The sequence below is a fragment of the Novosphingobium sp. Sphag1I genome (assembly GCF_056279125.1).
In genome coordinates this window covers 38,813-59,039 of record NZ_JBWBQS010000015.1, presented here as the reverse complement: position 1 = coordinate 59,039, position 20,227 = coordinate 38,813, and the positions used below count along the sequence as shown (strand labels likewise).

Below are 20,227 nucleotides of genomic sequence, written 5' to 3'. Positions count from 1 at the left end.
TCAGCAAATTAGGCCAAAAATTGCACCATCCATGAGCGGAATTGACGCTTGAAAATTCCCACTAGGCAACGAATGCTATCGATTGTAACAGATGCTCAATCGGTTGCGCAAGAGCAGCGACTCATTGCAGCAGCCGTCAGGAGAGTGGCGCCGCACCCGGCGCCAAAAAACACAGGTATGATCCCGGGAGGACGCCATGAAAAATTCCGCCATTCTACTCACCAGCGCCGCGCTGATTCCTTTGGCCACCCCTGCTTTTGCGCAGAATGCCACGGCGGCAAACGACCAACTGACCACCGAAATCGTAGTGACCGCGCAAAAGAGCAGCGAAAAGATCTCCAAAGCGCCGATCGCCGTCAGCGTCGTTTCACAGGCCGCGCTTGATCGCCAATCCATCACCAGCGCCGATCGTCTGGTTTCGACCGTACCCTCGCTGCAACTCAGCCAGAACGGCTTTTCCATTCGCGGCATCGGCAGCAACAACGGTTTTTCGGGCTATTCGACCGTCGCCACCCAGTTTGACGGGATCTACAATCCCTCCTCGGTGGCGCTGGGTCTGGCCATGTTCGACATCGGCTCGGTCGAGGTGCTGCGCGGGCCGCAGGGCACCGTTTATGGCCGCAACGCGACGGCGGGCGTGGTCAACATCAACACCGCCGATCCGGGCAAGCATCTGGGCGGCAGCGCCAGCCTGCAATATGGCCGCTTTAACGACATCCGCGCACAGGCGGCGGTCGATCTGCCGGTCAGTGATACGTTTGGCCTGCGCATTGCCGCCTTTCGACAGGTGAACGATGGCTATGGCCCGCAACTGGGCACCGCGCGTTTCGACCAGACCGATCTGGGCGGCGTGCGCCTGACCGCGAAATGGGCGATCACGCCCACGCTGACATGGCGCGTGTCGGGCTCTTATGCCGAAAACAACGGCACGGTTCCCGCCGTCTATCTGCGCAATTACAATTACTATCCGCAGGCCAATCTGAACACCGGCAGCTTTGGCCCGGTCACGATCGTTCCGACCCGCTTTGACACGGTCAATCCGGGGCTGGATCAGGTCCGCAACAACCGCATCAACGTCAAGAGCTATGATGTACGCTCCAAGCTGATGTGGCAGGCGACCGACAGCCTCAGCCTGACTTGGCTGGCTGGCTATTCTTCGCTGGTGAACAATGGTGTGGCGGCGGCCTCGGGCGTGTTTTCGCAGGAATATGTCAACCACAAGACCAACAGCTGGTCGCACGAACTGGACGTCAATTTCCAGCGTGGGCCGGTCAAGCTGGTGGCGGGCGCCTATATCTATCAGGACGAGATCCCCTCGGGCCAGCGCCTGCTGCATGCGGGCAACACTGCGCCCGCGCCCTTTGCCGGCGTTTACAACATCTTTGGCCCGCTGGTGGCCAGCACCGGCAATCAGATCGGCACGATCAACGCGGTGGACGTGGTCAACACCTATTCGGGCGAAGGCAGCAAATCGCGCGCCCTGTTTGGCCAGGGCACTTTCTCGCTGACCGATCGCCTGCGCGCCACGGCGGGCGTGCGCGCCACGTGGGATGATGTGAACGGGCGCGAACAGCAATTGGTCTGCCCCGGCGCCACTGTCACCCGCGCCACGCTCAACGCCTCGGCCTGCCCCGGCGGTTTTGCCATCGCCTATACCGATGATCGGGGCCGCGCCGAGGCCAGCTTCAGCAAGGTCAGTTGGAAGGCCGGGCTGGATTATGACCTGACGCCGGGCATTCTGGCCTATGCCACGGTTTCGACCGGCTATCGCGGGGGCGGCCTGCAATCCAGCGGCAATCCGGTGGCCTATCGTCAATACGCGCCCGAAACCGTGACCAATTACGAAGCGGGCCTGCGCGCCAAATTGCTGGGTGATCGCCTGTTCATCGGCCTGACCGGCTATCAGATGGATTACAAGAACCTTCAGGTTTCCTCCATCGTGGTCGATCCCGTGCAGGGACCGATTGCCGTCACCACCAATGCGGCCAAGGCGCGTATTCGCGGTGTGGATCTGGAAACATCGTATCGTCCCACACGGAACGACACATTCTCGGGCTATGTGGCCTATATGGTGGCGGAATATCTCAGCTTCCCCGGCGCGTCGGACAATTTGCATTCGGCCGATACGATGTACAACATCTTTGCCCCGATCCTTGGCTATGCGGCGATCCCCTCGGCCTCGGCGGATTATTCGGGCAAGCGTTTGACCAATGCGCCGCAATTTTCCGCCCGCTTCAGCTATGCCCACAGCTTTGATCTGGCATCGGGCGGCAAGATCACGCCCTCGGTCGATTTCTATGCCCAGTCCAAGACCTTTGCCAGCAGCGACAATGCCGTGCAGGGCCGCATCGCGGGCTATACCAAGACCGATCTCAACCTGCGCTATGACGAACCGAGCGGCCATGCCTATATCAACCTGTTCATGAACAATGTTGAGGACCGCCGCATCGCCACCACTGTCGTCCCGGTGTGGAGTTCGACCACGGCCAGCTATGCCCCGCCGCGCACCTATGGCGTGCGTATCGGCTTCAAATACTAAAACCATCTTGGCAATATGCGGCGCGTCGATCATGCTGATCGGTGCGCCGTTGCCGTGCCCACAAAACGTGTGACGAAAGGAAATTCCCCTGCTCTGGAACCGACGCCGCACGATACAGGCCGGATTTGCCGCCCTTGCCGGAGCCGCCATGACGAAGCCCGCCCAAGCCGCCGCACCTTTGATGATCCCCCAAGGAAGCGGCCCCCTGCCCGCGCCATGGCAAAAGGCGCAGCCTTTGCCGCTGTGGCCCAACGGCGTGCCGGGTAAAGGTTTCGCGCCGCGTGTACGTCCCGCCGACTGGCCGCAAACCTTTCTGAGCAATATTGCCGAGCCGGAATTGCGCCTGTTCCGCGCCGCCCGACCCAATGGCAAGGCCTTGCTGGTCATTCCGGGGGGCGCGTATAATTTCGTCTCGATCCGCAATGAAGGCGCCGATGTGGCCCGCGTGTTCAATGCGGCGGGCTATCATGTCTATGTTCTGGTCTATCGCCTGCCGGGCGAAGGCTGGGCCGACCGCGCCGATGTGCCGTTGATGGATGCACAGCGCGCCATGCGCGTGATCCGTTCGCGCGCCGAGCAGGACGGGGTTTCGGACCCCAACATCGCCGTCATCGGTTTTTCCGCCGGGGGCCATCTGGCCGCCTCGCTGCTCACCGGGTTTGAAGAAAAGCTGGCCCCGCCGGTCGACGCCATCGACGGGATGGATGCGCGGCCCCATGCCGCGATACTGGTCTATCCTGTGATCAGCATGACGGCGCCCTATACCCATGCCTGGTCGGCGCAAACGCTGCTCGGCCCGGCGCCCGATCCGGCCCTTGTCGCACGCCGCTCGCCGGTTCAGCACGTTTCGGCCCAAACGCCGCCGGTGTTTCTGGTCCATGCGCTCGACGATGATGCGGTGCCTTATCAGAACAGCCTGATGATGGCAGACGCTTTGACGAAGGTGGGCCATGCGCCCGAAATGCATCTGTTTGCCGAAGGAAAGCACGGTTTCGGCATCGGCCCTGCCAATGGCTCGGCGGGACAATGGACGAACTTGGCGCAAAAATGGCTGGAACGGCTTTAACAGCCGCGCCAGGTACGTGACGCGAATTATTGATCCGCGGGCATTCCCGCCGCAGCCGCGGTGATATTGGCCTCAACCTCGGTCGCCTGCGCGATCAGGTTGCGCAACACTTGGGCTGTGTCTTTGAGCAAGGCGGCAGTGATCGGACGTTCGCCATTGACGAAACGACGCAAAGCCCGTTCATCGATGCCAAGCCGCCGCGACGCCGCAGCCACCCCGCCAAACACCTGAACACAATGGGCGAACTGATCTTGCAGATCCTGCGGTGAAGACGGCGTCGTCACAAAGACCCCTTTCGGTCAAATGGGCAATGAATAAACACCGGCTCGATGCCCAACCGGCGCGCGCGCGTCAACCGCTGGGCGACAAAGATCTGTGATCTGGCGGCCGGCCTGAATTTGGCCGCAATGCAGGCAACGCAGTATTAATCCCATCAAGTTAGGGTAGCACTTCATAAGATTCAGGACCTTTCCAGATGCGCCACGCATTTTCCTCCGACTTCGACTTGTCCTCCTGCGGTTCGACCTCGCTGAGCGAAATCTTGGCCGCCTTCTCTTACGCGCTCGACCTGACCGAGGGACAGCCGGAAGGCCATTCTCTGCGCAGTTGCTGGATCGCCAGTCGTATCGCTCAGGCGCTCGGCCTGTCCTCGGCTGAACGGCGAACGGTTTATTATGCCACGCTGCTCAAGGATCTGGGCTGTTCCAGCAATGCCGCACGTATCGCCGAAATCTATCTCGCGGACGATCGCAGCTTCAAACATGATTACAAACTGGTTCCCGAAGGCCTTGGCCCCACGTTGCGCTTTGTGTTCAGCCGCACGGGCCGTGGGCAGTCGCTGGCCGCACGCGCACGTGCTATCGCCACGATCCTGAAAGACGGCACCAACATCGCGCGCGACCTGATCCAGACGCGCTGCACCCGTGGCGCCGATATCGCGCGCCGCCTGCGTTTCCCAGAGCCGGTGGCAGAAGCCATAGCCGCGCTTGATGAACATTGGGATGGCAGCGGAAAACCGCAGGGGCAAAGCGGCGAAGCGATCCCGCTCGCTGCGCGCCTTGCTTTGCTGGCGCAGGTGGCCGACGTGTTCCAAAAGGCCGCCGGGCCGCAGGCGGCATTGGCCGAGGTGGCGGCGCGGCGCGGCACCTGGTTTGATCCAACGCTCGTCGACAGCTTTCTACGCCTCGGTGCCGATCCAAACTTCTGGCAGGAAGTCAACGCGCCAACGCTGGAGGCACGGATTGGCGCGTTTGAACCGGAAGATACCCGCATCGCGGTCGATGAAGATTACCTCGACGACATTGCCGAAGCGTTTGGCGCCGTGATTGACGCCAAAAGCCCCTACACAGGCGGCCATTCGGGCCGCGTGGGCCATTATGCGCATGGGCTAGGCCACAAGATGGGGCTGGCGTCGCAAGAGGTTCGCCAATTGCGTCGTGCCGCCATCCTGCATGATGTGGGCAAGCTGGCGGTATCCAGTCGGGTTCTGGAAAAGCCCGGAAAGCTGGACGATGCGGAATGGATCGAAATGCGCAGCCACGCCTCACACACCATGGCCATTCTTTCACGGATCGGCCCATTGCGTGATATGGCCTCGATCGCGGCGGCGCATCATGAAAGACTGGACGGCAAGGGTTATCCGCTGGGGTTGAATGAAAGGTTGATCGCGCAGGAAGCCCGGATCATTACCGTCTGCGATTTCTATGACGCGCTGACCGCCGACCGGCCCTATCGCGCCGCTCTTCCGGTCGAAAAAGCCTTGTCGATCATGGAGGCCGAAGTCGGCAAGGCAATCGATGGAAACTGCTTTGAGGCCTTGCGCGACCTGGCGCGGGATGAGGGCGCAAACGGCGGGTGAACGCGACAAGTTTCATGCCGCAGCCTCGATGCGCTCTGCGGCGGGCGGCAGGATGCGGAACCACAGCGCATAGAGCGCGGGCAGGAACACCAGCGTCAGCACCGTACCCCCCAGCGTGCCGCCAATCAGCGTGATGGCCATCGAGCCCCAGAACACCGAACTGATCAGCGGCACAAAGGCCAGCACCGCGGCCAGCGCGGTCAGGATCACCGGGCGGGAACGCTGGACGGTGGCTTCGACAACGGAATCATACTGGCTCATGCCCGCCTCCTGATTGTCGCGGATCTGGCCGATCAGGATCAACGTATTGCGCATCAAAATGCCCGCCAGCGCGATGAGGCCCAGAATGGCGTTGAACCCAAAGGGCGTGCCGGTCAGCAGCAAAGTGGGCACCACCCCGATCACGCCCAAAGGCGCGGTCAACAGCACGATCCACATGGCCGACAGGCTGCGCACCTGAAGGATTATGACGATCATCATCGCCGCGATCATGATCGGAAAGATCGGCGCCAGCGCGGCATTGGCCTTGGCGGCCTCTTCAATCGAACCGGCCATGTCGATGCGATACCCGGCGGGCAGGCTCTTGATGATCGGTTGCAATTTGGCCAGCATCGCGGTGGAGACGTCGGGGGGCTGAAGCCCGTCGGCAATGTCGCCGCGCACGGTGATGGTGGGCACGCGGTCGCGGCGTTGCAGGATGGGGTCCTCCATGCGCACCTCGATCTTGCCGATCTGACTGACGGGGATGCGCTGGCCCTGTGCGCCCACCAGCGTGTAATCGCCGATGTGGGCCGGATCGAGTCTTTTCCCGCCCGCCGAGCGCGCCACGACATCAACCGTGCGGATGTCTTCACGCGCCTGACTGACGGTCACGCCGGTGAGCAGGAACTGCAACTGATTGGCCACATCGCCAGATGTCAGACCCAGCGCCTGCAACCGGTCCTGATCCAGCACGAAATGCAGCGCGGGAACGCGGTCGCCCCAATCGGCATTGACCGTGCGCATCATCGGATCGGCCTGCATCACCGCCTGCACCTGCGCGGCAATGGTGCGCACCGTAGCAAGGTCCGGCCCGTTGACGCGGAAAGCCACGGGGAAAGGCGAAGGCGGGCCAAAGACCAATTGCGTCGCCCGCACCCGCGCGGCAGGGGCCAGACCATTGGCCGCCGCCTGACGCAGGCGCAGTTTCAAGGCATCGCGGTCGGCCTCCTTGCCGGTGCGCACTATGATCTTGGCGAAGGAAGGATCGGGCAATTCGGGCGAGAGCGGGACATAGAAGCGCGGCGCGCCCTGCCCCACATAGGTCGTGACAATGCGCGATTCCGGTTGCTGGCGCAGCCAAGTTTCCACCTGCCGTGCGGCCTCACTCGTCTGGCCGATGGCGGTGCCCTTGGGCATCTGCACCTCGACCAGCAATTCGGGCCGGTCGGAGGTGGGGAAGAACTGCTTCTTCACCGGCCCCATACCCACGCCCGCCACCAAAAACGCCCCAAAGGTCGCCCCGGCCACCAGTTTCTTGCGCCGCACCGCCCATGCGATGATACCGCGCACCTGATGATAGCGCGGCGTTTGATAGATGGCGGCATGGCCTCCCTCCACCGGCTTGATCACGGGCAGCAGTTTGACGCCCATATAGGGCGTGAAGATCACCGCCACGAACCATGAGGCGATCAGCGCAAAGCCGACAACCCAGAAGATGTTGCCCGCATATTCGCCCGCCGTGGACTTGGCAAAACCCACCGGCATCAGGCCGATCACCGTGACCAGCGTGCCCGCCAGCATGGGCGCGGCCGTATGGCTCCACGCATAGGCCGAGGCGCGAATGCGGTCATAACCTTCCTCCATCTTCACCACCATCATCTCGATGGCAATGATCGCATCATCGACCAGAAGGCCCAGCGCCAGGATCAGCGCGCCCAGCGTGATGCGGTCAAAGGCGCGTCCCGTCGCCCACATGATCAACAGCACCACCGCCAGCGTCAAAGGCACGGCGGCGGCCACCACAATCCCCACGCGCCAGCCAAGGCTGATAAGGCTGACGATCATCACGATGATCAGCGCCTCCATGAAGGTGTGCATGAACTGATCGACGGCATCGCGGATGTTGACCGACTGGTCGGTCACATTGCTCAACGTCATGCCCAAGGGTAATTGCTGGCGGATCTTGTCGGTCTCGGCGGCCAGCGCCTTGCCCAGATCGAGCCCGTTCCAGCCCTCGCGCATCACCACACTCAGCATCAGCGCCGACTCGCCCTCGCTGCGAATCAGGAAAGTGGCGGGATCTTCATAGCCTCGCTCGACCTTGGCAATGTCGGACAGGCGCAAGGTGCGACCATTGGCGATGATGGGCAGGTCGCGGATTTTGGAGAGGTCATCAAATGCGCCATCCAGACGGACGACGACCTGCTGCGCCTTGCTTTCGATCGAACCGGCCGGCGTCATCAGGTTCTGCTTGGCCAGCGCGTCAAAGATCGCGCGGGGCGAGACACCCAGCGTGGTAAGCCGCTCCTGCGCGAATTCGACATAAATGCGCTCGGGCCGCTCGCCCAGAATCTTGACCTTGTCGACGCCGGGCACATGCAGCAATTGCTGACGCAGCCTTTCGGCTTCGCGCGCCAGATCGCGCTGCGGCACGCCTTTGGCTTTCAACGCATAGAGACCAAAGCTGACATCGCCAAATTCATCATCAACAAAGGGACCGACCACGCCTTGCGGCAACTTGCGCGCCTCGTCCGAGATCTTTTTGCGCGCCTGATAGAATTGTTCCGGCACATCCTTGGGCGGCGTCTGGTCACGCAAAGTCAGTGTGGTGAAGGCAAGGCCGGGCCGGGTAAAAGTCTCGCTGCGGTCATACCAGCGCAATTCCTGAAGCCGCTTTTCCAGCGGTTCGGCCACCTGATCCTGCATCTCCTGCGCGGTGGCGCCCGGCCATGCCGTCACCACCGTCATCACCTTGATGGTAAAGCCCGGATCCTCGGCCCGGCCCAATTTCAGGAAGGCAAAGACACCGGCCAGAATAATCGCAATCAGGAAGAACAGCGTCACCGATTGTTCGCGCACGGCCAGCGCAGAGAGGTTAAACCCACCCTTGGTTTCCGACCCGCCGCTCATTTCGCCGACACCCGGACGGCCTGGCCGTCATGCAACATATGCGCGCCCATCGCGACGATGCGCTCGCCCGGCCTTAACCCGGCGTCGATGGTCGCGGTTTCCTCGGCCAGCGCGGCAATATGGACCGGGCGCCAATGGACCGACGGAGCCGTACCATCGCGCAGCACCCAGACCCCCGCCCCCTTGCCCACATCGCGGATTGCGCCCAGCGGCACCTGCGTCGCCACCATATGGCCCGCCTGCGCCAGAGAGATCGTGACGGTGGCCCCCAACGGCGCCTGTGCGGGCCCGCCATGCAGGACATAGCGCGCCTCAAAGGTGCGCGTGGCCGGATTGGCTGCGTCGGACAATTGACGCAGCGTGGCCGAGCCTTGGGCGCCGTCATAGGTGCGCGCTTTGGCCGGAGAGCCAATGGTCGGGCGCACCGTTTCGGGCAATTGTACCAGCGCCTCTCGCGGGCCGGAGCGGGCAAGGCGCAGGACAATCTGGCCCGCACCAACCACCTGCCCCGGTTCGGCCAGCGTTTCGACCACCGTGCCATCCGCATCGGCCACCAGCAGGCTGTAGCCCGCCGCATTATGCGCAACCCGCGCCTGCGCCTCTGCTGCGGCCAGTTGGGCGCGGGCGGCATCGGCGGCGGCCTTGGCCTGATCATAGGCGGAGGCAGACACCGCCCCCGCCGCAATCAGATCGCGCAGGCGCCGCTCATCCGCCGCGGTTTGTGTGGCGCGGGCGCGGGCGCCCTGCACCGTTTCCTGCGATGCACGGGTGGCCAGCGTCAGATCGGTGGGGTCGATCCGCATCAATGGTTGTCCGCGCCGCACGGTCTGCCCGGCCTGGACCAATCGCTCGGTAATCTTGCCCCCGACGCGAAACCCCAGATCGCTTTGAACGCGCGCGGCAATGATGCCGGTAAATTCATGCGCGGCATCGCCCGCCGCCGCCGGCGCGATCACCCGCACCAACGGCGGCTGGGCGCGCGGATCAGGGTCGGCGCCGTGGCAGGCCGAAAGTCCAAACGCGGGCAGGGCCAGCAGGGCGAGAGCAGATTTGCGATACCGATTCGTCACGCACGATTCCTCCAACGAGAGAGGGATCATGTGTACTCATGTAACCTTTTTGTCAATTGGTCACATTTTGCATCAAGGAGCCAGACTCCGCAGGATCAGGCCGCACACCTCGACCTGCGCATCGGGCAGCAGGTCCAGATTGCGCTCCAAATGCAGCGGATCGATAAAGGGCATCATCGCGTAAAAGATGCTGCGGCAGGTCTCGTCGAGCGGGGTTTTTCGCTCAAACTCGCCATTCTCGCGCCCTTCTTTGACGATCTCGATCAGCATGGCCTTGAGCGTCGCCGTATAGGTCCGCGCCGAAGCCCATTGCTCGGACGCCGAGAGCGCGGCAATCTCATAGATCTTGCGGTCATCGAAAAAGAGTTGCAGGCTTAGATTTACCAATGTCTTGAACATACGTCTAAATTTTTCCGTCGCACTACCCCCTTCATCAATCGCGGCGCGCGCCTCGCCCACCAGTTGATCCAGCCTGTCGGTGCAGATCGCCTCGCCAATAGCCTGCTTGGATTCAAAGAAGCGATAGATATAGGCCTTGGAAAAGCCGATTTCCTTGGCCAGGTCGGAAACCGTTGTCTTGCCATAGCCATAGCGGGCAAAACATTCATGGGCCGCCGCGATGATCTGGTCGCGCACGGTGTGTTCGGCCGGGCCGCGCGGGGCGGTATCGGTGGGTGCATTGGTCATGGCGCAACCATAGTCTTCACGCTGCGCATTGACAACGTGTAACCAAACAATATATTAGTCACAAACCAACCGTCGGCGCTGCGAGGAAGAAATGCGGCCTTTAACTTTGATCCTGCCTGCCTTTGGCGCTCCTCTGCTGCTGGCCGGTTGCTCCGCCGGCCCCCGCTATGACCGGCCGGTTTCCGCGCTTGCCCCCGCTTTTCACGGCGAGGCCGCCGTGGCCTCGCGCCATGGTTCGGCCCAAACCGCCGATCTGGCCGACTGGTGGCGCACGTTCAACGATCCGCTGCTGACCAGCCTTGTCGAACGGGGGCTTGCGCAAAATCTCGACCTGCAACAGGCCGCTGCCCGCGTGTTTCAGGCCCGCGCCGCGCTTAAAAATGCCAATGCCGCCCTGCTCCCGTCGGCACAGGTCAGCGGACAGGCGGGGGAAACCTATCAATCGCTGCAAACGCCCATCGGCCGGATCGGCAGCGCCTTTCCGGGGTTCCAGCGCTCCAGCGAAACCTATGAGGCGGACCTTGGCGCAAGCTGGGAAATCGACCTGTTCGGGGGCCGCGATGCCGCGCGCGATGCCGCGCGGGCCGATTGGCAGGCCAGCGAAGCGGGCGCGGTGGCGGTGCGCCTGTCGGTCGCGGCGCAGATCGCCAACACTTATGTCACGATCCGCATGCTTCAGGCGCGGCTCGATGTGGCCCGCGCCCAGCTTGATACGCAGCAGCGCCTCGTTGATCTGGTCGCCCTGCAATATCGCAAGGGCGTCGCGGCGGAATTGCAGTTGCGGCAGGCCGAAGGCGCGCTGGCGCAGGTGCGCGGCTCGATCCCCGCATTGAACAATCAACTGGACATGGCGATGAACGCGCTGGATGTGCTGATCGGTGTTCAGCCCGGATCGACCCGCGCCGAACTGACGGCGCAGGCCCCCATCCCCGCCCCACCCGCCATCGCCACAGCGGGCGGCCCCGCCGCCATGCTGCGCCGCCGCCCCGACATTATCGCGGCGGAAAGGATGCTGGCCGCCTCCAACGCGCGGATCGGGGTCGCGGTGGCCGAATATTACCCGAAATTCTCACTCAGCGGACTGGTGGGGAGCGCCACTACCGCCACGGGCGGCCTGTTCACCGGCGGCGCGACACAGGCCAATGGTGTCATGGGCCTGCGCTGGCGCCTGTTCGACTTTGGCCGGGTGGATGCCGAGATCCACGCGTCCAAGGGGCGCCATGCCGAGGCACTGGCCGCCTATCGTCTGGCCGTGTTGCGCGCCTCGCAGGATGTCGAGGATGCTTTCTCGACACTGGTGCAACAGGAGGCGCGGGCTGCATCGCTCCACGATGGCGAAGCCTCGCTGACGCGTGCGCGCGATGCTTCGATGGCGGCCTATAAAGGCGGGATGGTCAGCCTGATCGAGGTGCTCGATGCAGACCGTCGCCTGCTGGAGACAAGCGACGGCGCGATACAGGCACGGGCGGCGGCAACACGCGGCGCCATCGCCTCATTCCGCGCACTGGGCGGTGGATGGAACCCGCCAGCCATATAGGAGGAACAACCATGACCACATCACCAACCGGCCTTGAACAGGTCAAAACCTTGCTGGCGGCGGGCAAACAGCCGCCGCTGGGCGAAAAGCTGGGCATCGCTCTGGTCGAGGCCGATCATGGCCATTGCGTGTTTGAAGCCACCCCCGATGGCAGCGCCTATAATCCGATGGGCACCGTGCATGGCGGTTTCATCGCCACCATGCTGGACAGCGCCTGCGGCATTGCCGCGCACACGGCGCTGCGGCCCGGCCATGCCTACACCACGCTCGAACTCAAAGTGTCCTATATCCGCCCCCTCACCGCCAAAAGCGGCACCGTGCGGGCTACGGGGCGCCTGCTCTCGATCGGGGGCCGGGCCGCTTTCGCCGAGGCCAGCCTGCACAATGGCGAGGGACAATTATGCGCCACGGCCACATCCACCTTGCTGGTTTTCGAACACCGACCCTAGGCGTCTTCAAATATTTGGCCGCCGGGCGCGGGCCGGTATGGACTTCTGGTGCGGGCGCGCCATCTTGGGCGCGACGGCCATTCGCGTCGCCCCCACCCCCCCGACAAGGAGGCTCCATGCCCCCGATCCTTTCGATCACCAATCTTGGCAAGCAATACAAGTCCGGCCACAAGGCGCTTGATGGCGTCGACCTGACGATTGAACGCGGCGAAATCTTCGCGCTGCTCGGCCCCAATGGTGCGGGCAAAACGACCCTCATCAGCATCATTTGCGGCACGGTCAGCCGCACCAATGGCGCCATCGCCGTGGCCGGTTTCGACATAGACCATGACCGCCGCGAAGCCCGTCAGCGCATCGGCCTGGTGCCGCAGGAGATTGCGCTGGATATGTTCTCGACAGTGCTCGACACGGTGCGTTTCAGCCGGGGCCTGTTTGGCAAGGCGCCCGACCCGGCCTATATCGAGGAGATCCTGCGCGACCTCTCGCTGTGGGACAAGCGCCATGCGCGCACCATGGAGTTGTCGGGCGGCATGAAGCGCCGCGTGATGATTGCCAAGGCGCTGAGCCACGAGCCGGAACTGCTGTTCCTTGATGAACCGACCGCGGGGGTGGACGTCAATCTGCGCCGCGACATGTGGGCGTTGGTGCGACGCCTGCGCGAGCGGGGCGTGACCATCATCCTGACCACGCATTATATCGAGGAAGCCGAGGAAATGGCCGACCGCGTGGGCGTCATCAACCATGGACGACTGTTGCTGGTAGAGGACAAGGCGGCGCTGATGCGCAAGATGGGCAAACGGCAATTGACGCTGACGCTCCAGACGCCATTGGCCGCCATTCCCGCCGAATTGGCCGAATGGTCACTGACACTGGCCGAGGACGGGCTGCACCTCACCTACAGCTTTGACGCCGAGGCGGAAGACACCGGCATGCCCGCCCTGCTGCGCCGCCTTGGCGAATTGGGCCTTGCCTATCGCGATCTGGACACCAGCCGCAGTTCGCTCGAAGACATATTCGTCAATCTGGTGGAGGAAGCAGCATGAGCGGGGTCAACCTCCACGGCATCTGGGCCATATATCGCACCGAAATGGCCCGCGCGATCCGCACCGTCTGGCAAAGCATCGCCACGCCCGTCATCACCACTGCGCTTTATTTCGTCGTCTTTGGCGGGGCCATCGGCTCACGCATGAGCCATGTCGGCGGGGTGGGCTATGGCGCCTTCATCGTGCCGGGCCTCATCATGCTCAGCCTGCTCACACAAAGCATCTCGAACGCATCGATCGGCATCTATTTCCCCAAATTCACCGGCACGATGTTTGAAATCCTCTCCGCGCCCCTCAGCGCCGTCGAAGCGGTGATCGGATATGTTGGCGCGGCGGCCAGCAAGTCGGTGGTGATCGGCCTCATCATTCTGGCCACTGCCACCTTTTTCACCGATGTGCGCATCCTGCATCCGGTGTGGATGGTCGCCTTCCTGCTGCTCACCTCGCTCACCTTCAGCCTGTTCGGATTTCTGATCGGCATCTGGGCCAAGAGCTTTGAACAGCTGGCTATTATCCCCTCGCTGGTCATCACCCCGCTCACCTTTCTTGGCGGCGCGTTCTACTCCATCGACATGTTGCCCCAGCCTTGGCGCACGGTCAGCCTGTTCAACCCGGTGGTCTATCTGGTCAGCGGCTTTCGCTGGAGCTTCTACGGCCTTGGCGATGTGGGCGTCGGGGCCAGCCTTGGGTTCACCGCCGGGTTCATGGCGCTGTGCCTGATCGCGCTGACATGGATCTTTCGCACCGGATGGCGCCTCAAGCCCTAGGGCAGAAGCGCTAGACCTGCCGCAAGGATAGCCTCAACATCCTGTTGGGCCGAGGGCAATGCGCCACGCATGTTGACAAAACCGTGGATCATGCCCTCGGCCTCCAACTGGACCACCCTGGCCCCCACTGCCCGCGCCCGGTCGGCATAATGGCGCCCGGAATCGCGCAAAGGGTCAAGGCCCGACATCTGGATCGCCAGCGGGGTTGGGGGGATCGGCCCGCGCAGAAGATTATAGCGCTCGTCAAGGGGCGGCGCGGCGCAAAGCGCGTCGAACCAGTCCATCGCGCTTTGGGTCAACATATAGCCATCGCCCAATTCGCGAACCGAGGGCCAGTCGCGCCCGGCCCCGACAAACGGATAGATCGCCCATTGCGCCAGCACCGGCAGATCGGCCGGCATCGCCCCCAACCGCTGGGCGACAAGGATCGACATATGCCCGCCCGCGCTGTCGCCGCAAGTCACAAGGCCCGTCAACACACGGCACAGCGCGGCCGGTTGGGTCGCGGCCCAACGCGCCACGGTTTCGGCATCTTCGGCAAAGGCGGGAAAGGGATGTTCAGGCGCCAAACGATAATCCACCGCCAACACCGGCAGATCACAGCGTCGGGCAACAAAGCGGCAAAAGGAATCGTGGCTGTCCAGATCGCCAAACACAAAGCCGCCGCCATGGAAATAGAGGATCAGCGGCCCCGCCTCGCGTGTCTCGCGCATGTCATAGAGCCTGAGAGGGATCTCGCCGCAGGCAAGATCCCGCACCACCGCCAACGGTTCAGGCGGCAGATCCAGCGCCTGCCCCATGGCGCGAATGGCCGCGCGCGCCTCGGCCACGGGCAGCTCGTTGATGGCCGGATCGCCGCTGGCCTGTCCTGCGGCCAGAAAAGCGGCGACATCGGGGCGTACAAAGGGCTGTGTCATGGTCTGTCCTCTCGGCTGGGCCGTTTCAACCCTTGGCGACGTTGATGATTTTGGCCTGTGTGAATTCGATCAGACCCTCCATGCCCTGCTGACGCCCGATGCCCGATTGCTTGGCCCCGCCGAACGCCACGTCGAAAGGCAGATCGAGATGACGGTTGACCCAGACCGTGCCACTGTCGATCCGCATGGCCACCTGTTCGCCGCGTTCGGGGTTGCCGGTCCAAATCGTGCCGCCCAACCCATAGTCGCTGGCATTGATGGCCGCGACCGCCTGGTCCAGATCGTCATAGGCCAACACCGGAAGAACCGGCCCGAACTGTTCCTCACGCACCAGCCGCGCATCATCAGGCAAGTCGCGCACGATGGTGGGGGCGATGAAATAGCCCTCGCGCTCAATCGGTGCGCCTCCGGCCACGATCCGGCCCTGCTCGCGCGCCTCGGCCAGATAGTCGACCAGCTTGGCATATTGCGCGGCGTTCTGGACCGGGCCAATCTGGCTGCCCTGATCCAGCCCGTCGCCCACCACGGCGGCGCGCGCCAGATCGCCCAGCGCATCGCACAGATCATCATAGATCGCGCGCGGGGCATAGACGCGCTTGGCCGCTAGGCACACCTGCCCGGCATTGACCATGGCCGCGCCAAAAATCGCGGGCGCCGCAGTCGCCACATCGGCATCGTCCAGCACCAGCGCCGCATCATTGCCGCCCAGTTCCAGCGTAAAGCGCTTAAGCGTGTCGGCCGTGCTGGCCAAAACCTTCTTGCCCGTGGCGGTCGATCCGGTGAAGCTGACATGGGCCACGCCCGGATGACTGCTCAAAGCCGCGCCCAGATCATTGGCATCGGCCAGCGTCTGAAACACGCCCGGCGGCAGAATGTCGGCGGCCACCTCACCCAGCAAAAGCGTGGTGAGCGGGGTGGATGGCGCGGGCTTGGCGATCACCACATTGCCGGTGATGAGCGCCGGCGCCAATTTGACCACCAGCAGGATCAGCGGGAAATTCCACGGCGTGATCGCCGCCACCACGCCCAGCGGGCTGTGATGCTGGGTGATACGCTCGGTTGGTGTGTCGCGGATGACATGGGGGGCGATTTCCTGCGCGGCAAACCAGCGCAGCCCGGCAATCGTGCCACCCACCTCGCCACGCGCCTGATCCAGCGGCTTGCCCTGTTCCATCGTCATCAGGCGCGCGAATTCCTCGAACCGCGCCTCAACCGCGTCGGCAAAGCGTTCGATCAAGGCCCGCCGCTCGGCATAGGATCGCGCGGCCCAGCCCGGAAAGGCACGGCCCGCCGCCGCAACCGCCGCATCCAACTGGCCCTGATCCGCGCGCGGGGCGGTTGCAAAGGCGCGGCCCGTGGCTGGATTGATGACGGGCATCTGTCCCGCTCCATCCACCAGACGTCCATCAATCAACAGGCGAAACGCTTGATCCATATTACATTCTCACAATCGGTTTGATCACCGCGCCGCTTTCACCGGCCGCAATGGCCTGTGCGATATCGGCGAAGGGATAGAATTGAACAAGGCGCTCGAACGGAAAAATTCCTTCGCGCCAATAGCTAATCAGTTGCGGGATCAGGCTTTGCGGATCGGCCGAGCCTTCGACAATGCCGCGCACGATGCGCCCGCCGCTCATGAGAAAAGCGGCATCCAGCTTCACCTGCGCGCCGGGCGCAAAGGCCGCCAGCAAGCCCGCCTGCCCCTGTGGGCCAAGCGCCATGATCGCTTCCTCGATCAGGGGCACATGGCCGGTGGTGTCCAGCACATGGTCCAGACCCGCCAGCCCATGTTCGGCAAGGCTTTGCCCATCGGCCACCACGCCCCGCGTCGCCCCCAGCGAAAGCGCCAGCGCCACGCGCGAGGCCGAACGATCCACCGCGATGATGCTGTCCGCACCCCGGATGCGCGCGGCCATGATCGCCGCCATGCCCACCGCCCCTGTGCCCAGCACGGCAATGCTCTGCCCCGCACACACATCCAGCGCATTGAGCACCGCCCCCGCACCGGTCAGAAAGCCGCAGCCCAGCGGCCCCATCAGTTCAAGCGGCAGGTCGTCGTCCACCTTCACCGTGTTGCGCCCATGGGCAATGGCATGGGTGGCAAACGAGGACTGGCCAAAGATGTGGCTGTGGACCGGCCCTTGTTCGTCGTGGATTGCGGTGGAACCATCATCACGCGTGGCCAGAAAGTTGCGCGGGAAAAACGCGTGGCAATAGGCCGGCGCGTCATGGGCACAGGACGGACAGGCCCCGCAACTGGCAAAGGAGAGCACCACCGCGTCGCCGGGCGCCACATGGTCAACCCCCGGCCCCACGGCCACCACATGGCCCGCGCCCTCATGGCCCAGCACGACCGGCAAGGGCACCGGCAAATGGCCGTCGCGCATCACCATATCGGTGTGGCAAACGCCCGTCGCCACCAGTTTGACCAAAACCTCGCCGGGGCGCGGATCGTCGATGATGACCCTTTCCAGCCGGGGTGCCTCGCCCGCCACTCTTGAAACGGCGGCTGTTGCTGGCGTGCCCATCAGAACTTCATCCCATAGCGCAAGTACCATTCACGCGGGCGGTTATAGGTGCCAAAGGCCGTGCCCGCCGCGATGTTCAGCCCGCCGCTGGTCAGATAGCGGGTGTCGGTCAGATTGGTCCCGCCCAGTGTGAGCGACCATTTGGCGTCCGGGGCGTTATAGGTCATGCTGGCGTTGAACATATCGTTGGTGGGGCGGCGCAGCAGCAGGGCGCGGGCGATGTCGTTCCACACCTCGGTTGTGTGGGTCCAGTCGCCCAGCACCACAAACGACCCGCCATTGCCCAGCTTCATCTCATAACGGGGCGAGACATTGATCTTCCAATTGGCCGTCTTGGGTAAAGGCGCGCCGACATAAATGCCCGCCTGAATGCCCGGAATGGGGCTGGCATTGACAAGGGCAGCAGGCAGCAGCGCGGTGTAATGGGCATCAATATAACCCACAGCGCCATTGATGGTCAGGCCCCGCACCGGGGCGGCCACGACCTCCAGTTCCAGCCCCTTGATCCGCGCATCGCCCGCATTGGCGATGGTGGGCGAGGTGCCGATCTGGATGTTGAGCTGAACGCCCTTATAGTCGGTGGTGAAGGCGGCCATGTTCACTTGCAGATGGCGGTCGAGCAGGCTGGATTTGATGCCCGCCTCGATGGTGGTGGCTTTTTCCTCGTTGAAATCGGGCGCGACATTGCCCTGCGGGTTGGTCAGGCGCGTGGTCCAGCCGCCGGTCTTGTAACCCTTGGACCACGAGCCATAGACCATGATGTCGCGCGAGGGATGGAGTTGGACCCCGAGCTTGGGCGAGAAATTGGAAAAGCTCTTGCGGTTGACGCCCGGCACATAGACCTGCACCGGATTGGCCGGATTGGGATAGGACAGCGCCGCATAGCAGGGCGGCCCGCCCGCCGCGACCGGGGGCGCCAGAGGGAAATTGCCATAGGGCGCAATCGTGCCATCGCCCGCCGCACAGCCGAACAGCTTGTAATTGCCGCCGTTCAGATCCTGCTGCCCGCCTTCAAACAGCTTGCGCTCCTGCGTATAGCGCCCGCCTGCGGTGAAACCGATCAGGTCGGAGGGGCGGAAATCGATCTGGCCAAAGAGCGCCCAGTTTTCGGTGTTGAACTTGTTGGGGCCGTCCACCTGAAGCAGGCCTTCGGCAAAGTTCACATAGTCATGCAGGTCGCCCTTTTCCTTGAAATAATAGGCGCCCAGCACATAGTTCAGCTTCTTGTCGAACGCCCGGCCCAGCAATTGCAGTTCCTGGCTGAATTGCCACTGGTTCTGGGTAAAGCTCAGTTCAAGGAAGGAGAGCGGCGAGCCGTCGGCATCCACCCCGCCTTTCCAGTTGGTCTGGCGATAGGCGGTGATCGATTTGACGGTCAGGTTCGGGCTGACCTCGGCCTGCACCGTGCCGCCAAGGCCCCATGCCGTCAGCTTGGTAAAACTGGGGCCGCTGGCATAGCTAAGATCTGGGTTGGCGATCAGGAAGCGCGAATCCCACGGCAGCCGATCGTTGAGCGGGTTGCCATCGGTGTTGACGCTGCCAAGGCCGGCCAGTTGATATTGCGGATTATATTGGGTGCCGCGTGGGCCGCACAGGGCCTGCGCATTGCGCGCGGCAATCTGCGCCGGGGTGCTGGCGATGCAGAAATTGTAAAGGCCCGCAAACAGATAGCCCGTGGTCGAGGTGGGGTCAAATGCAGTGCCGGGCAGATTGGTGGTTCCGGCAAACGGGCCGGGCACATTGGGGAACACGCCCAGCAGTTTGGTGGCCTGCGCCGGGCTGTCCTGACGCGTATAGTCGCCGGTGAATGTGGCGGTGATCGCGCCGCCATTGTCCCATTTCAACTTGCCACGCATGCTGACGCTGTTGTCGCCGCCCTCGCGTGAGCCATTGGCATAATCGGCATTGGCAAATTTGGTATAGGCATCCGAATTGCCCGCGCGCTGGTCGGGATAGGGGATGCGCTTCAAAAAGCCCTGACGGTTGATGCCCGATACGGTCAGCGAGGAAAACAGGCTGTCGGTGATCGGCACATCGACCGTTGCGCGCAGCTTGACCATGTTGAAACTGCCGGTGGTGGCGTCAAAGCTGCCCTTGAACTCCTCGCCGGGATCATGGGTGACGATGCTGATCGCGCCACCAATGGTGTTGCGGCCAAAGAGCGTGCCTTGCGGGCCTTTGAGCACTTCGACCCGCTCAACATCGGGCAGGTCCTGATTGGCGCCCACCGTGCGCGCCAGATAGACGCCATCGAGATAGATGCCCACGCCCGGATCGATGTTGAAGGCAAAGTCATCCGACCCGATGCCGCGGATCGTGGCCGAGAGCACCGCCGATGAGCCCGAAAACGGCGTGCCCCCATCCAGATTGACATTGGGCGCCAGCGCCGAGAGCGAGGCGATGGACGTGACCGAGCGTTCTTTCAGCGCCGAGGCGGTGAAGGCGCTGATGGCGATCGGCACGTTCTGGACATTTTCCGACCGCTTTTGCGCGGTGACAACGATCTCGCCAATGGCGGGTTCCGGTGCGGCTTGCTGGGCCATGGCCGGGGCTGCGATCAGCGCGGCGACCATAGCACTGGTGATCATCAGGTGATGTCGCATGGTTTTTCCTCTCCTGTTGCGGCGCTTTGGCCGCCTTTGTTGAGGAAAAGCT

General features: G+C 63.2%; 15 protein-coding genes. 7 read left to right on the top strand and 8 right to left on the bottom strand.

What is annotated here, in order from left to right; translation table 11 throughout:
* Positions 1-196: 196 nt before the first annotated feature.
* Both ACZ9HU_RS16875 and ACZ9HU_RS16870 read left to right on the top strand, forming a co-directional pair.
* Positions 197-2,539, top strand: coding sequence for a TonB-dependent receptor (locus ACZ9HU_RS16875; protein ID WP_476106626.1), 2,343 nt, complete (start codon positions 197-199; stop codon positions 2,537-2,539).
* A gap of 148 nt (positions 2,540-2,687) precedes the next feature.
* The gene (locus tag ACZ9HU_RS16870; protein ID WP_476106622.1) at positions 2,688-3,605 is read left to right on the top strand and encodes an alpha/beta hydrolase; all 918 of its coding nucleotides are present in this window, start codon (positions 2,688-2,690) and stop codon (positions 3,603-3,605) included.
* Between the two features lie 26 nt (positions 3,606-3,631).
* Here ACZ9HU_RS16870 and ACZ9HU_RS16865 read toward each other — a convergent pair whose 3' ends face one another.
* Entirely contained in the window at positions 3,632-3,889 is a 258-nt protein-coding gene (locus tag ACZ9HU_RS16865; protein ID WP_476106618.1) for a hypothetical protein, read from the bottom strand.
* A 191-nt stretch (positions 3,890-4,080) separates the two neighbouring features.
* Here ACZ9HU_RS16865 and ACZ9HU_RS16860 point away from each other — a divergent pair, with 191 nt between their 5' ends.
* On the top strand, positions 4,081-5,463 hold the full coding sequence (locus ACZ9HU_RS16860) for an HD-GYP domain-containing protein (RefSeq protein WP_476106615.1): 1,383 nt from the start codon (positions 4,081-4,083) through the stop codon (positions 5,461-5,463).
* 12 nt (positions 5,464-5,475) lie between these two features.
* Here ACZ9HU_RS16860 and ACZ9HU_RS16855 read toward each other — a convergent pair whose 3' ends face one another.
* The 3 genes from ACZ9HU_RS16855 to ACZ9HU_RS16845 all read right to left on the bottom strand — a co-directional run bounded on the left by ACZ9HU_RS16855 (position 5,476) and on the right by ACZ9HU_RS16845 (position 10,331).
* Positions 5,476-8,574, bottom strand: coding sequence for an efflux RND transporter permease subunit (locus tag ACZ9HU_RS16855; RefSeq protein ID WP_476106612.1), 3,099 nt, complete (start codon positions 8,572-8,574; stop codon positions 5,476-5,478).
* A complete protein-coding gene (locus ACZ9HU_RS16850; protein WP_476106609.1) occupies positions 8,571-9,644 on the bottom strand; it encodes an efflux RND transporter periplasmic adaptor subunit in 1,074 nt (357 codons plus the stop codon). Before ACZ9HU_RS16850 ends, ACZ9HU_RS16855 begins: the two co-directional genes overlap by 4 nt.
* 72 nt (positions 9,645-9,716) lie before the next feature.
* Positions 9,717-10,331 (bottom strand): TetR/AcrR family transcriptional regulator, encoded by a 615-nt coding sequence (locus ACZ9HU_RS16845; protein ID WP_476106606.1) that lies wholly within the window; start codon positions 10,329-10,331, stop codon positions 9,717-9,719.
* Between the two features lie 91 nt (positions 10,332-10,422).
* On the opposite strand from ACZ9HU_RS16845, the gene ACZ9HU_RS16840 reads away from it, so the two are divergent.
* The 4 genes from ACZ9HU_RS16840 (at position 10,423) to ACZ9HU_RS16825 (ending at position 14,127) form a co-directional block, all read left to right on the top strand.
* Complete coding sequence (locus tag ACZ9HU_RS16840; RefSeq protein ID WP_476106604.1) at positions 10,423-11,868, top strand: efflux transporter outer membrane subunit; 1,446 nt, start codon at positions 10,423-10,425, stop codon at positions 11,866-11,868.
* 11 nt (positions 11,869-11,879) lie between these two features.
* Positions 11,880-12,317 (top strand): PaaI family thioesterase, encoded by a 438-nt coding sequence (locus tag ACZ9HU_RS16835; protein ID WP_476106601.1) that lies wholly within the window; start codon positions 11,880-11,882, stop codon positions 12,315-12,317.
* Positions 12,318-12,433: 116 nt separating this feature from the next.
* Positions 12,434-13,360, top strand: a complete 927-nt coding sequence (locus ACZ9HU_RS16830) for an ABC transporter ATP-binding protein (RefSeq protein ID WP_476106598.1) — start codon at positions 12,434-12,436, stop codon at positions 13,358-13,360.
* Positions 13,357-14,127 (top strand): ABC transporter permease, encoded by a 771-nt coding sequence (locus ACZ9HU_RS16825; protein ID WP_476106595.1) that lies wholly within the window; start codon positions 13,357-13,359, stop codon positions 14,125-14,127. Before ACZ9HU_RS16830 ends, ACZ9HU_RS16825 begins: the two co-directional genes overlap by 4 nt.
* Here ACZ9HU_RS16825 and ACZ9HU_RS16820 read toward each other — a convergent pair.
* The 4 genes from ACZ9HU_RS16820 to ACZ9HU_RS16805 are packed head-to-tail and all read right to left on the bottom strand — an operon-like array spanning position 14,124 to position 20,175.
* Entirely contained in the window at positions 14,124-15,044 is a 921-nt protein-coding gene (locus ACZ9HU_RS16820) for an alpha/beta hydrolase (protein ID WP_476106593.1), read from the bottom strand. The two genes, ACZ9HU_RS16825 and ACZ9HU_RS16820, sit on opposite strands and share 4 nt — an antisense overlap.
* A gap of 25 nt (positions 15,045-15,069) precedes the next feature.
* Positions 15,070-16,479 carry an aldehyde dehydrogenase family protein gene (locus ACZ9HU_RS16815; RefSeq protein WP_476106591.1) on the bottom strand — a complete coding sequence of 470 codons (1,410 nt, stop codon included), beginning with the start codon at positions 16,477-16,479 and terminating at the stop codon, positions 15,070-15,072.
* 1 nt (position 16,480) lies between these two features.
* Positions 16,481-17,572: an NAD(P)-dependent alcohol dehydrogenase gene (locus ACZ9HU_RS16810; RefSeq protein ID WP_476106589.1), complete on the bottom strand. Its 1,092-nt coding sequence runs from the start codon at positions 17,570-17,572 to the stop codon at positions 16,481-16,483.
* The gene (locus ACZ9HU_RS16805) at positions 17,572-20,175 is read right to left on the bottom strand and encodes a TonB-dependent receptor (RefSeq protein ID WP_476106587.1); all 2,604 of its coding nucleotides are present in this window, start codon (positions 20,173-20,175) and stop codon (positions 17,572-17,574) included. Before ACZ9HU_RS16805 ends, ACZ9HU_RS16810 begins: the two co-directional genes overlap by 1 nt.
* Positions 20,176-20,227: the final 52 nt, after the last annotated feature.